This window comes from Lysinibacillus sp. NPDC093712, from assembly GCF_050280025.1.
GTDB lineage: Bacteria > Bacillota > Bacilli > Bacillales_A > Planococcaceae > Lysinibacillus.
In genome coordinates this window covers 86,998-100,376 of sequence record NZ_JBNNUU010000011.1, presented here as the reverse complement: position 1 = coordinate 100,376, position 13,379 = coordinate 86,998, and the positions used below count along the sequence as shown (strand labels likewise).

Annotated in this window: 11 protein-coding genes; 3 read left to right on the top strand and 8 right to left on the bottom strand. The window is 39.0% G+C overall.

Features of this window, described 5'->3' with window-relative positions; genetic code table 11:
- Positions 1–61 precede the first annotated feature (61 nt).
- Entirely contained in the window at positions 62–1,246 is a 1,185-nt protein-coding gene (locus ACQKNX_RS23605) for a CaiB/BaiF CoA transferase family protein (RefSeq protein WP_427430988.1), read from the top strand.
- Positions 1,247–1,387: 141 nt separating this feature from the next.
- On the opposite strand, the gene ACQKNX_RS23600 is transcribed toward ACQKNX_RS23605, so the two are convergent.
- The 3 genes from ACQKNX_RS23600 to ACQKNX_RS23590 all read right to left on the bottom strand — a co-directional run bounded on the left by ACQKNX_RS23600 (position 1,388) and on the right by ACQKNX_RS23590 (position 5,453).
- Entirely contained in the window at positions 1,388–2,890 is a 1,503-nt protein-coding gene (locus tag ACQKNX_RS23600; protein WP_427430987.1) for a hypothetical protein, read from the bottom strand.
- A 422-nt stretch (positions 2,891–3,312) separates the two neighbouring features.
- On the bottom strand, positions 3,313–3,867 hold the full coding sequence (locus tag ACQKNX_RS23595; RefSeq protein ID WP_427430986.1) for an HPP family protein: 555 nt from the start codon (positions 3,865–3,867) through the stop codon (positions 3,313–3,315).
- 242 nt (positions 3,868–4,109) lie between these two features.
- Entirely contained in the window at positions 4,110–5,453 is a 1,344-nt protein-coding gene (locus ACQKNX_RS23590) for an acetamidase/formamidase family protein (RefSeq protein ID WP_427431002.1), read from the bottom strand.
- Between the two features lie 535 nt (positions 5,454–5,988).
- On the opposite strand from ACQKNX_RS23590, the gene ACQKNX_RS23585 reads away from it, so the two are divergent.
- Both ACQKNX_RS23585 and ACQKNX_RS23580 read left to right on the top strand, forming a co-directional pair.
- The gene (locus ACQKNX_RS23585) at positions 5,989–6,711 is read left to right on the top strand and encodes a response regulator transcription factor (RefSeq protein ID WP_427430985.1); all 723 of its coding nucleotides are present in this window, start codon (positions 5,989–5,991) and stop codon (positions 6,709–6,711) included.
- Positions 6,708–8,099 carry a sensor histidine kinase gene (locus ACQKNX_RS23580; protein ID WP_427430983.1) on the top strand — a complete coding sequence of 464 codons (1,392 nt, stop codon included), beginning with the start codon at positions 6,708–6,710 and terminating at the stop codon, positions 8,097–8,099. Before ACQKNX_RS23585 ends, ACQKNX_RS23580 begins: the two co-directional genes overlap by 4 nt.
- 42 nt (positions 8,100–8,141) lie before the next feature.
- On the opposite strand, the gene ACQKNX_RS23575 is transcribed toward ACQKNX_RS23580, so the two are convergent.
- From ACQKNX_RS23575 to ACQKNX_RS23555, 5 genes are all read right to left on the bottom strand, one after another.
- Positions 8,142–8,501 (bottom strand): YxeA family protein, encoded by a 360-nt coding sequence (locus ACQKNX_RS23575; RefSeq protein WP_427430982.1) that lies wholly within the window; start codon positions 8,499–8,501, stop codon positions 8,142–8,144.
- Position 8,502: 1 nt separating this feature from the next.
- Entirely contained in the window at positions 8,503–10,371 is a 1,869-nt protein-coding gene (locus ACQKNX_RS23570; RefSeq protein WP_427430981.1) for an FtsX-like permease family protein, read from the bottom strand.
- Positions 10,358–11,125: an ABC transporter ATP-binding protein gene (locus ACQKNX_RS23565; protein WP_427430979.1), complete on the bottom strand. Its 768-nt coding sequence runs from the start codon at positions 11,123–11,125 to the stop codon at positions 10,358–10,360. Before ACQKNX_RS23565 ends, ACQKNX_RS23570 begins: the two co-directional genes overlap by 14 nt.
- 386 nt (positions 11,126–11,511) lie before the next feature.
- Positions 11,512–11,985 (bottom strand): glutathione peroxidase, encoded by a 474-nt coding sequence (locus ACQKNX_RS23560; protein ID WP_427430978.1) that lies wholly within the window; start codon positions 11,983–11,985, stop codon positions 11,512–11,514.
- A gap of 26 nt (positions 11,986–12,011) precedes the next feature.
- Complete coding sequence (locus ACQKNX_RS23555; protein WP_427430977.1) at positions 12,012–13,346, bottom strand: FAD-dependent oxidoreductase; 1,335 nt, start codon at positions 13,344–13,346, stop codon at positions 12,012–12,014.
- Positions 13,347–13,379 lie beyond the last annotated feature (33 nt).

Here is a 13,379-nt window from a genome sequence, read left to right as displayed (position 1 = left end):
AGCGCTACTAATGCTTCTTAAAAGACTGCATTGTAGCCTACACAAAAAGGGGTTGGAAGATTTGGGTATTTTAAAGGGGTTAAAAATTCTCGATTTTTCTGCATTACTACCAGGGCCTATGGCAACGATGATTTTTGCCGACCTAGGTGCGGAGGTCATCCATGTGGAATCCTCCAAACGCGTAGATTTAACGCGAATTATGCCTCCTTATGATGAAGATCATGAGGCATATATTCATCAGCACTTGAATCGTTCCAAAAAGTCACTTACTTTAAATTTGAAATCGCCAGAGGCAGTTGAAATTGTAAAGTCACTTATACAAGAGTACGACGTAATTATTGAAGGTTTTCGACCAGGGGTCATGCAACGGCTCGGTATTGGCTACGAAGAACTAAAAGAAGTAAATCCTAAACTGATATATTGTGCTATTACAGGCTATGGCCAAACTGGACCATATAGCAACCGACCCGGCCATGATAATAATTATCTGGCATTAGCTGGTGTTCTCGACTATTCTCGTCATAAAGACAAAAAACCTGTCTCCATGGGGGTTCAGCTTGCAGATATTGCTGGTGGTACGATGCACGCTGCTATAGGGGTACTTGCTGCAGCACTACACCGAGAAAAAACAGGAGAAGGTCAGTATGTCGATATTAGCATGACCGATGCCGTTTTCTCACTTAATGCAATGTATGGCTCTGCCTATATTGGCGGTGGCCGTGTGCCTCAGCCTGAGCAAGAAATTTTAAACGGTGGTAGCTACTATGATTTTTACAAAACGAAGGATGGGCGATTTTTCTCAGTGGGCAGTCTAGAGCCACAGTTTCGTAGGCTACTATGTGAAGCCCTTGATATTCCAGAACTTATTGATAATACATTCAATGATTCCTACTATACTCAAATTCGATTTAAAGAGGCAGTGCATGATGCCTTTTTATCGAAAACCTACAACGAATGGCTCGAAGTCTTTAACGAAAATTTCGAAGGTTGTGTCGAACCGGTGTTAACTTTTCCAGAAGCGTGTGAACATCCACAATTACAAGCTCGTGGGATGATTGTGGAAATTCCGAAAAATGATGGTACAACGCAAAAACAAATTGCATCTGCCTTTAAATTTGATGGAGCCAATCCAACGTACAAGCATGTTGGCGCAAAGCTAGGGGAGCATAACGAAGAAGTATTGTCAGCACTTGGCTATAGTTCGGAACAAATCATTGCACTTCAAGAAAAAGGGGTTTTAGAATAATAAAACGTGTTGGCATAAAGGGCAGGTGCCAGGCACTCAAACAATTCTGAAATCAACAGTAATAGTCATCAATATTTATTTTTAAAGCAAGAGTGTCCCATGAAGTCATTTTTTGACTTCATGGGACACTCTTTTTATCTGTTATACATACGCACTAATAAATACTCGCAATTGGTTGAAATGCTCCTCGACGAGTAAATATTTTTTATATACCTCTATTAATTTCTCAAATAACTCAAACTGCTCAGTGACAAAAAGGATTTTTAAAATATTAATCATATGCATGGAAGCGCTCTGTGCTACTAAAAAATAAGGAGCATCTGGCTGGCGATAATGTTGGCGCCATTCTTCCACTGACAGACCAATATGCTGTAACGAATTATTTACTTGAAGCGCGATATCTTGCTGCATCGATGCCTCAATGGCAATTAATTGCTCATTACTGTAGTTTTGCTGTACTAATGCTGCATTTATTTTTTTATTGGATGCGAGGCCATGTTCCTTTAATAGCACTAACCCCTCTTGGTACCGTTCCAATCTGACATAAGTATCTAATAATACTGCATACAGATTTTCTAAGTAATTCAAATTATAATTTTTTATTATGGCAGGTGGCGTTGGTTTTCGATTTGGGAGTAAGTCCTTGTACTCCAACAAAATCTCAATGGCATAATTGTTAAGTCGTTCATCTTCTAATAGATATTCACCATAATGAAGTACATTTTCATAATCGCTTTCTTGATGGGCTATATGCAATAAAATATATGCAATCAAAACCTTTTCTTTCTCTGTTAAGGCATACATAGAGTAACGCCAATCAGCCTCAAAGGAAGTAATCAATTCTTTAATACATTGATACTGCCCCTCTGACAAACGGTAGTGTGTGACAATTTGATATAGACGAAGCTGTTTTTTCGCTAAACAAGACAAATTGCATTTATCCACATAAGTTATACACTTATCCAGATTTTTTCTGTAATTATACACAGAGTTATCCACATGTGCATAAGTAATTGTTGACGATTGTTCAAAATGACCCATTATTTCATGGATAAATGTGAATTGTTCTAAAGGTTTGTGGATAAGCAGTGAATAAACTTTTTTCATAAAAAGCCAGTGCCAAAACAAAGCCTCTTCTTTATAAATCATATGCACAAAATAGTCATCTTCAAATTTATATAAATATATAGTTTTTAAATCATTTTCAGGTAACTTGACTTGCCATCTCTTTCCGAACACAAGCCAAACTAACCGCTCCAAATCCATTGTATGCTGGGCAAAAAGCTGCTCAAAAAAAGCTTGCTTCCCTTTTTGGGTATAAAAAAAAGCATTAAGTCGGTCGTTCACATATTTTGTATCTAGGCCATGCTTGTTGAAAAATAGTTGCAACTCCGTAGATACACGTCCCCAATATTTTCGAGCTGTCGAAAAGGCAATGTTCATCGCCGCCTCTTTATTTACTAAAAATAATTGCGGTGATAATGCAGTACCTAATATTTTGGGATCCTCGTGTGGAGTGACCTCAGCCTCCGCCCATTTTGAAAGTAATTTTTCAGCGCCATTTTCACCACTTTGTCTATATGTTATGAATAATTGCTCATCACAGTCCAGCAGCATACAACCAGAGCCCCCTATCAATTTCATGCAACAAAGATCTTCCCCTAACATGCAAAAATATGTTTCTCAAATATTTCAACACTCTTTCTCCAATATAACAAATCCTATCCAACATATGCTAAAAATTTCCGAATATGCACAAATAAAAGAGCTAAAGTGTTCATCCCAAACACTTTAGCTCTACTTAGAGCAACATTGAAATTTTCACGAAGCTCGTAAAATTTTAAACAAAAACAAACGAGCTCATCTGATAGTTGCCCTTAAGTTGGTAGCCCAGTGCATTGTCTCAGATGGCTCTTTGCCCGACGCTAATCTATGTCAGCGTCATACTCATTTACATACTTAAGTATCCACTGTTCTCAAGAACAGCTAACATTACCAATACAGTAGACGGACCAAAAACTAAATAGTTACACGAAATTGGTGCAAAATTTTATTTTTTTAACGGCTCACCAAAATTGTGGGTATTTTCTAGTCTGACGTAAATTATTTATGAGTAATCCAAAGATGACAATAATTACTGCACCTATTAATACCGGCATTAATAAATAGCCCCAGCTATAGCCTCCTAAAATAATGATAATCGGATTCGCTCCCGCTGGTGGATGGATAACACCAAAAAGCGCCATGAAAAAAATCGTTAAACCGACACCAAGGCTGATTGAAAAGATGCTCGATCCTAATAATGAATACATTGTCAATCCGATAAAGGCTGAAATCAAATGTCCTCCAATAATATTACGGGGTTGCGACAATGGCGCATTCCATACAACAAATACGAGTACACAGCTACCCCCAAGTGATGCCATTAACCATGGTGCCCCTGTATAGTTTGTTAAACAAAGCAATACAAAGATACAAAGTAAGCCACCAACTGCACCTGTTATTGCATCGGCAAAATTAGTTCTTGAAGGGGCATGTCCCCCTCCACTCATTTTAGCTATGTATGCTTTTAGTCGATGATTTTTTGCTTCTTTTTCTTGCAAACGTATGAAATCTGCCATATTCACCATCCTTGTAATCAAAAGTCAAAATTATATCAAACGTAATTATATATAGATAGATTTAGAAGCTTTTACTATTATATCAGCTAACAACGAGAATTCAATTTTACTTTATATTTTTACAATGATGAGAAGTGACAACAGCAAAGCACGAGACCAATGTACTCTTTCATTACACTGGCTCGTGCCTTGTTTTCTTGATTTGTCGATATATCGATACGTTTTTCTAGCAGAGCTAAATTTTAATCATACTGCTTTTTAATAGGTTTATAAATTCGCGCTTTTTTTAGCACAGTCTTTGGAACTTGGAAAGTTGCAGTAACGACACCAGGATGGCGTCCGATTTCAATGGATCCTGTAATTGTTGCGCGATTCATCACTTCTGGCTCACTCATCTCAAATAGTTTTGCTGCTCGACTAATTGCATTATCTGTCGCCTCATTTAATGTTGTACCTGTACCTACTACAGACACAGGGAACGCTTCTTCTACTTGTTTCACTCCAAATTCCTCTGCTAGTTCGCGAGCTCGGCGTTTTTCTTCCTTAGAAAAAGGTTTTGCTGTATATGGGAGATCCTCTTCATTTGGTAACAAAATCGGACCTTCAAGCGCTACTTTTTTCAAAACACTTACCTGCAGTTGTACAATTCCCGCGACATCTGTTGTATGCCCAGCAATTTCACCGTCACCCTGCATCGCATGCATATCGCCAATATACACACCACCGCCAGGTACCTTAACAGGACAAATAATTGTAGCACCTTCGCGAACACGGCTAATATCCATATGTCCATCTGTACGATGTGCGTCTAGCTCCGCTTCAGTAAATGCATATTCATGCGGCGCTCCTATTAAAAACGAACCAAAATCACCTGCATTATGTGAGTCTGGCATTGCCTTCGAAGGCGTCGTTCCAAGCTGACCTAAAAAAGGTCGCATTCTTGCCATTACACCAATTAAATCGCTCGGAGCCAAAGCTACGACCGGATTTTGCACTGAATTTTCAGGTGTGCGCATATAATTTTTTGCTTCTAACGCAATACGTCGAGCACCTTCGCGTCCAACAGTTAAACCGATATTACCTTTTTGGTCTAATGCCATAGTATAACCATTTGTCATTTTAAAAGGCGCAGTTTCTGTATCACATGTGGAACAGCGTATTGCTTGCGGTCCTATACCAGTCACTACTGTACTTGGATGTAATTTGCCACAGCCAGGGCATTTTACTGATACAAATGGATCTCCGATGAAGCGGTCAGGTATTGCCTCATCATGCCCAGATGCCGTCGCGAGGGATGTGACCTGAATGGATTTGATTGTAATAACAATGGCATCACCTACTTCAGCACCTTCTACAAAAACAGGCTTCGTTACCTCGTGTCCACCACGAATTGTTGGCGTAAGCATTGGTCCCCAACATCCAGGCGTTGTATTGGCAATAATTGTTCCTCCATTTTTAACAGGGCCAAGCATTTTTTGCTGTGGATCTAAAATACCATCTATGAACTCATTGACAAACAATGTTTCCACTGCTTCGAGCTGCTGTACACTTTCTTCATTTTCTGGTTGTTTAGCTTTTTCATGCATTTGTAATTCCGTAATCATGTTTTTCCACTCTCCCAATCCAAAAAATATTTTATGTATCTACACAAGTGTAAAAGAGAGCTCTCCACTCATGAGTAGAGAGCCATTATTAATAATTTATTCATGTACAAATCTAAAATATGTGTAAATCTTAGCATCATGATGAAGCCATCTCTTTCGTTTATCTCCATTTTGCTTTGTATTTACGAACAACTTGGTAATCGATGTCGATTGAAAGCTACACATCACCGCTTATAAAATTAATTTCGACATAGAGGTCATTAGTTCCTGCTATTTCGATTAAAACCTTGCCAATTTTACACAATGCATAGCGGTACTATCGGAGCAAATGTTTTTTTGCACAATGTCTCCATCGAATGTAGGCTTTTTGGCGCTATCGACGTTTGCCGGCGAAAACTCAATATACAGAATTGCTGTTTCTCATTCATCGAGCTTCGTCTTTTCCATTACTTTCATTTATAATAAGGCTGATAAATAAGAAATGACTGCCAACCTTAAAGGAAAGGGCGTATGAACTTTGACAGAACCAACTATTTTAATTGTAGAAGATGAAGCTGATTTAGCCAATTTGCTAAAAGTTAGTCTTCAAAAAGAGGGCTATAAGCTTATCCATACATCAGACTCTATTGAAAAAGCTTGGGCGAGCTTTCAACAGATAAAACCCGATATCGTGCTACTTGATGTTATGCTTCCAGACGGTGAAGGCTATGATTTATGCCGACGTATTCGTGAAGTATCACATATTCCAGTTCTCTTCTTGTCAGCAAAAAACGAGGAAATTGATAAAATTTTAGGGCTCGCCATTGGCGGTGACGATTATATTACCAAGCCTTTTAGCCCTAAAGAAGTTGCCTATCGTGTAAAGGCGCATCTGCGTCGTGCCGGCTATCAAATACAGGAAGCACCGACAACTACCACAATGAAGACGATACAGGTTGGGCCATTTGTGCTCAATAGCGATGAAACCGAAGTACATAAAGATGGTACTTTATTAGAGTTAACAGCTAAGGAGATTGGATTGATGGCTTGCTTTATGCATAATCCAAACCGTATTTTAAGTAAGGAGACATTATTCGAACGTGTCTGGAGTGAGGATTTTTTTGGCTCAGACAATACGGTCATGGTGCATATTCGTCGTCTTCGTGAAAAAATTGAACATGACCCATCTAAACCTATTTATATTACAACGGTCAAAGGGCTAGGCTATAAATTGGTCGTGCCAAAAGAGCCACAAACATGAAATGGCGATTAACTGCTCGTTTTTTACTATCCATATTGTCTATTGTAATCATTGTTATCTTCGTCAATACTGCCATTTTTATTGGGTTAATGGTGTATCAGCAATTCAACAAATTTAATGATGCTACTGCAGATACAGAGGAAATCTTTGTGCGTGAATTTCAGCAGTATATTGACGTAAACGGTGGTCAACCTTCCGTAAGTAAGGATGGGCTACAACAATTACATCAAAGAAATGCTTGGATTCAACTGCTTGATGCAAATGGACAAGTTATCGATGCTTATTTTGCACCAGAAAACGCACTTTCCCATTATGCCCCCATTGATTTAATTCAAGTTTACAAATATGAGGAATACGAAGCTGGTACAACGGTTTATGCGGGAAGTAAAGATAGCATTAGCTATTTAATTGGCATTAAAGGTAGTGGTGTTTCAAGGTTAGTTGTTCACCTTTCGGCCGCATCTACACTACAACTTATCGGAAAGTATGGATTGCTAATCGTTATTGCGGATTTACTAGTCGCGACACTTGTCGGTTGGCTATTTGGTCGTACATTAACGAAGCCTCTTTACGCAATGATAGAACGTATTCAGCATTTAAAAAATCATAAACATATGCCAATAAAAGTACCAAAAGGTCTCTATCGACCTGTATTTGAAAATTTAAGTGAAGTATCAAGCGAGTTGGCCGCTCACGAGCAAGAACGCAAACGACTAGAGATGATGCGTGAGGAATGGATTAGCAACGTTTCACACGATATGAAGACGCCACTTGCCTCCATTCGTGGTTATGCTGAGTTACTAAATGAGCGGGGCTTATCACTAAATGAGCAAACAGAATACGCACAAATTATTGAAAAACAGTCATTGCATATGCAAGATTTACTCGATGATTTAAATTTAACAATGCGGCTAAGACACCAGCAGCTTCCTCTGACTTTAACTGAGTTGAATATCGTCCAGTTTATGCGTGAAATTGTCATCGACACACTAAATACGCCACCTTATGAACAAGCAAATATTGATTTTGATGCAACTGCAGATGTCATTGTCCATTCTATTGACGAGCATTTTATGCGCCGTGCTGTTGTAAACTTTTTATATAATGCAATACTTCATAATCCTCCTGACGTATGTGTTCACGTATTGGTAGATGCTAACACCATCACAATAGCTGATAATGGTCATGGTATAAGCGTTGAAGACCTTACGCATATTTTTGAGCGTTACTACCGCGGAACAAATACTGAGCAAAAGCAGGGTACTGGGCTTGGTACAGCTATTGCGCGAGATATTATTGAAGCTCACGGTGGAACGGTGTCCATCACATCTGAGGAACAAAAAGGGACAACTATCACTATTCAATTGCATAAAGTGAGCGAAAAATAAAAAGGAGCGGTCCATTTATTATGGACTGCTCCTCTTATATTTTTATTTCATTTGTGCTTGTACCTTTGCAGGCATTTCATCAAATTGTATTTCATCATAAGACGTTACTTCATTTTCTTTTTTCACATAAAGCTTTAAATATGCATCTAGGCGTAAATTTTTTTGAGCAGAAAATTTCAACGTCATTTCTTCACCAGTTTCTTTAAATGCCGGTAGCTCATACCAATACGTTTGGATAATTCGCCCATCATTTGCCTTATATTCCTCAACTTCCCCATCGGCAGTTATATGCACATAGTAAGTGTCTTTATTTAAACGATTAAAATCTACTGTCATGAGTACGCCAAGACCTGCTACAAACAATATAAACAATGCTCCAATACTTATAAACATCTTTTTCATATTAATTCCCCTGTCTCACAATTTTATAAAACGACCGTACAGTAAAGAGATAATACAAGCCGTAAATGACTGAATATGCAACCATCCATAATATAACGGACTTCGTTATATCCATATTAAATAATTGTGAAAATGCTAGAAGCGCGAAAGCACTGTGTACGATGCCGACAACAAGAGGTGCACTAAATATGACCGCAACCTGTCCTGCAACTGTCTTCAATATTTGCCTGCTATTCACACCAATTTTATTTAATACAGCATACTTCGCCTGATCTTCTTCTGCTTCTGTTAACACTTTAAAATAAATAATACTTCCTGTAGCTGCTAAAAATACTAACCCTAAAAAGCTTCCTACAAACAGTAATGAGCCTACAGTACCTAGGCTATCCTCATAGCTTTGAGGAACGCTTGAAAACCATTCTTGTTGCTCAGTAGATAGCTGCTCATATATTTGTTTAGATACATTTTGCTGCTTTAAATCATTGTCCATGCCAACAGCCTGCATTGTCACACCTTCCGCATTTGTTGCATCAAATACTTGATCGTTTACGACAATCACCGTGCCAGCTGGAATAAAGTTTAGCACACTATCTGTATACATTTTGTCGATATGAAAAGATTCCCCGCTCTGCAATTTAAAGTTTTCACCCGTAAAGTCATGTGAAAAACGTTCATCAAAGTTAACATCTAGTAGTACAGCTGAACCGTCTGCAATATGCAGCTCACGATTTGTCCCCTGTAATGTGGCTAAACGATTGTAATCAGATTCCTTCAATAATGTATATTCAAAAAAAGCAAATTCATTATCGACGCGCAAATTTTTTGCATGAATTGATTCATTGTACAATACGTTCTGTTGGTCAAATTCAACAGCTTCACCTTTCCACATAAATGTGTTTGGCAACACGTGGCGCACCGTTGCTTCTATATTGTAGTACATGCCAAATACGCCACCACCGGCAGTAATCGTTGTTGCGCTTAAAATCGCGATGATGGACAACGATTTGGCATTTGCTCGTATTCGGTATAATAGCTGTGAAACGCCAATTAAATTCAAGCCTCTCCAAGACCAAGATGTTGCCTTTTTCAAAGCTGTCAGTACGAAAACGCTTACGCTATGGAACAGTAGATATGTCCCCGCTATTGTTACACCTATTACTAAAAGTGGTGTCCCAAGGATTGTAAACAGCTTCCAAATAGGACTTGTGAAAATATCAGAAGACGCCGTGTAATAGCCAAATGCAATAAGTGCTGTCCCTACAATTGCCGCTAAAAACGATGCACGTGGAATTTTCTCTCCCTGTTTCTCTGCATGGAACAAATCAATCAATTTAAATTGATAAATAACGCGGTAGCCCTGTAAAGATGTAAATAGGAATAGGACGGCAAAGATGCCTGCTGTTTGAAGCACTGCTTCAGGGGTGAATGTTAAATTCGCCACGACTTGATAGCCCATCAGTCGTACTAAAATTGTTAATAACACCTTCGACATAAAAAACCCTATTACTATACCTAAAATGAGTGATACGAGCCCAATAACTAAATTCTCAAAAAAGAGCATTAGGCCTATTTTTTGTTTACGTACACCTAGTAGCGAGTAGAGTGCTACTTCTTTTTTTCGCTTCTTCATAAAAAATGAATTAGAATACGCGATAAATATTACTATGAAAAATAATAGTACAATTGCCGATCCACTCATTAGTCCTTTAATTTGCTGCGACATACCTGTTGAGCTTGCAAGATCGTCATTGTATTTTAACGTGACAAATGTAAAGTAAATTACGATGCTAAATACCATTGAGGCGATGTATAAAAAATAATTCGACAAATTACGCTGAATATTTTTACGCGCCAAACTAAATAACGTCATTTACTCCACCTCCGATGCCTGCAAGCACCTGTAATATTTCCTGGAAAAACTGTTTTCTCGTCTGTACCCCACGATGAATTTCCTTGGAAAGCTTGCCGTCCTGAATAAAGAGAATACGCTGACAGAAGCTCGCCGCAAATGCGTCATGCGTGACCATCATAATCGTTGCGGCATGAGATTGATTCAAATCACTTAAACTTTCGAGTAAATCTGTTGCAGATTTTGAATCGAGTGCGCCTGTTGGCTCATCGGCAAAAATAAGCTTCGGCGCTGTGACTAACGCACGTGATGATGCTGTTCTTTGCTTTTGACCACCTGAAATTTGATAAGGGTATTTATCTAGTAAATCACTAATGCCAAACAACTGTGCAATACGTTCTACTCTTACAGCAATTTCCTTCTGTGGCACCTTTGCAATGGCAAGTGGTAGTACTATATTTTCGCGAACTGTTAATGAATCAAGCAAATTATAATCTTGGAAGATAAACCCTAAGTTATCACGACGAAAATCTGCTAACTGGGTATCTTTCATATGTGCTAAATTTGTATTTTCTATTACAATATCGCCTGTTGTTGGCGTATCAATTGTCGCTAAAACATTTAAGAGCGTTGATTTCCCTGCCCCTGAAGGCCCCATAACACCGACAAACTGACCTTGTTCTACCTCGAATGTTATATTTTCAAGCGCTGTAAATGTATTCGCGCCTTTGCCGTATGTTTTTCCTACATTTTGTACTTTTAATAATGGCGTCATATACGCTCACCTCTTTCTGTTTACAGTATACGACCCTAAACTTACAGCAAAATTGTCGCAAGCTTACAACAACCTTAAATCAAAAAAAGCATGCACTTCATGTGCATGCTTCAAACTAGACAAAAGGTATCAAAAAGTTTTGCTTAATACCTTTTGTCGTTTTGATTTTATTGGTTTTGGATGGTGTAATATGCGAAGTCTATACCAACTTATTCAGTTGATTGGAGCGAGGGCGGGTGACTCCAGCGGGAACAGCACAGCACGTAAAACGCAACAAACCGCGCGTTAGCGAGGGTTGCGGCTTACGGTGTGCCCGCGGAAAGCGCCCGCCCGTAGCGGAAATCAACGGCGACAGTAGTCATCTATTATATTTTCCCCTTCATGCTCTAAGCTAGTACGTTTTTAATATCTTCCTCAATGCTACTTGGCTTATCCGCAGAGCCGTAGCGTTTGATAATTTCTCCGTTACGGTCTACTAAAAACTTTGTAAAATTCCATTTTACACTGCTACCAAGGAAGCCTTTAGAATGAGTTGTTAAATAGTTATAAACAGGATGTGCCTCCTTGCCATTCACCTTCACCATTTCATGCATTGGGAACGTTACACCGTATGTTAAACGGCATTGTGAGGCCGCTTCTTCCGCAGTGGCAACCTCCTGCTTAAACTGGTTTGATGGGAAGCCAAGTACAACTAGTCCTTCATCATGATATTTTTTATAGAGCTCTTCTAACTCCTCAAACTGCGGTGTAAAACCACATTTCGTTGCGGTATTGACAATTAACAATGCCTTGCCCTTATAACGCTCTAAGCTATATTCTGTTCCATCCTCTAACGCTACATTAATATCATAAATATTCATTTTTACTCCCCCTATTAGTCATTATATTATAGACGTGCATTCACTCTTGCAGCTTGCTGTAATGGATCCCACACGCCATTGAAGGGAGGCGCATAGGCTAAATCTAAATCGAGTAAATCAGGTAATGTCATTTTATTGTATAAAGCTGTAGCAAAGACATCAATGCGTTTATCCACACCAGCAGGTCCAACAATTTGTGCACCTAGAAGTTGCTGATCTCTCTTCCGCACAACAATTTTAATAAACATTCGCTGGGCTCCTGGGTAATAACCTGCAATATGACGTGCAGAAATTTTATATGCCTCATACTCAAATCCAAGCTCTTTTGCCGTACGCTCATTGATGCCTGTCGTGGCGATTGTTAAATCAAAAAACTTCAGTATAGAGGTACCGACAATACCACGAAACGGTGCAAATTTCCCAGACATATTAAGCCCTGCTAAGCGCCCTTGCTTATTTGCCGTCGTTCCAAGTGGTACGTAATCTAAGCGTTCTTTAACGATATGAAAATGAGTTGCACAATCGCCAGCAGCGTATATATTTTCAACAGTTGTCTCTAAATGACGATTAACGACGATTGCGCCATTTTTAGCTAAAATAATATTAGTCCCATCTAAAAATTGCGTATTCGGTTTAATACCTGAAGCTACAATAACTAAATCAGTATCTAACGTACCTTTATCTGTTTTGATTCGTTCAACACGTGTAGTGCCTTCAAACGCTTCGGCATTTGTATTTAATAGTAGCTCAATGCCTTGCTTTTTTGCCTCTTCATGAACATGCTTAACTAGCTCTTCATCTAAAATATTGGCGACTTGATTGCCTCGCTGTATAAGTCGTACTTTCTTATTACATGCCCGAATTGTTTCCGCCATTTCAAGTCCGATATAGCCCCCACCGAGAATAGTCACCTGCTCTATATTTGGTGTTAAATCTGCAAGCAAATCTTCTAACTCAGGTATTGTTTTAACTTTATGAATACCTGCTAAGTCAGCACCTTTTTGCACAGGGATAATTGGATCTGCTCCTGTAGCAATAAGAAGCTTATCGTATGCAATCTCGAATGATTCACCTGAAGCTTGTGTACCTAAAACAAGCTGGTTTTCTACATCGATATGCTCGACCTCATGTCCAACTCGCGCATCAATCCCATATTTATCACGGAATGTTTCAACATCTCGAGCAATGAGGCGCTTTGTTGATGAAATCCGCCCATCTACTACATAAGGCAATCCACATTGTCCATATGAATATATAAATCCACGCTCTAAAGAGGTGATTTCTGCCCCTGGTACATTCCTATAAATCTCCATAGCGGCGGACATTCCTGCCGCATCTCCCCCAATGATTACGAATTTCATCTTACAAGCCCCCTTTTTCTTTTCACCACTTAA

Excerpts from the sequence above, each read along its gene's own strand:
- ACQKNX_RS23600 (WP_427430987.1), bottom strand. The coding sequence starts at position 2,890 with ATGAAATTGATAGGGGGCTCTGGTTGTATGCTGCTGGACTGTGATGAG.
- ACQKNX_RS23595 (WP_427430986.1), bottom strand. The coding sequence starts at position 3,867 with ATGGCAGATTTCATACGTTTGCAAGAAAAAGAAGCAAAAAATCATCGA.
- ACQKNX_RS23590 (WP_427431002.1), bottom strand. The coding sequence starts at position 5,453 with ATGCATGAAAAAGCTAAACAACCAGAAAATGAAGAAAGTGTACAGCAG.
- ACQKNX_RS23580 (WP_427430983.1), top strand. The coding sequence starts at position 6,708 with ATGAAATGGCGATTAACTGCTCGTTTTTTACTATCCATATTGTCTATT.
- ACQKNX_RS23575 (WP_427430982.1), bottom strand. The coding sequence starts at position 8,501 with ATGAAAAAGATGTTTATAAGTATTGGAGCATTGTTTATATTGTTTGTA.
- ACQKNX_RS23570 (WP_427430981.1), bottom strand. The coding sequence starts at position 10,371 with ATGACGTTATTTAGTTTGGCGCGTAAAAATATTCAGCGTAATTTGTCG.
- ACQKNX_RS23565 (WP_427430979.1), bottom strand. The coding sequence starts at position 11,125 with ATGACGCCATTATTAAAAGTACAAAATGTAGGAAAAACATACGGCAAA.
- ACQKNX_RS23560 (WP_427430978.1), bottom strand. The coding sequence starts at position 11,985 with ATGAATATTTATGATATTAATGTAGCGTTAGAGGATGGAACAGAATAT.
- ACQKNX_RS23555 (WP_427430977.1), bottom strand. The coding sequence starts at position 13,346 with ATGAAATTCGTAATCATTGGGGGAGATGCGGCAGGAATGTCCGCCGCT.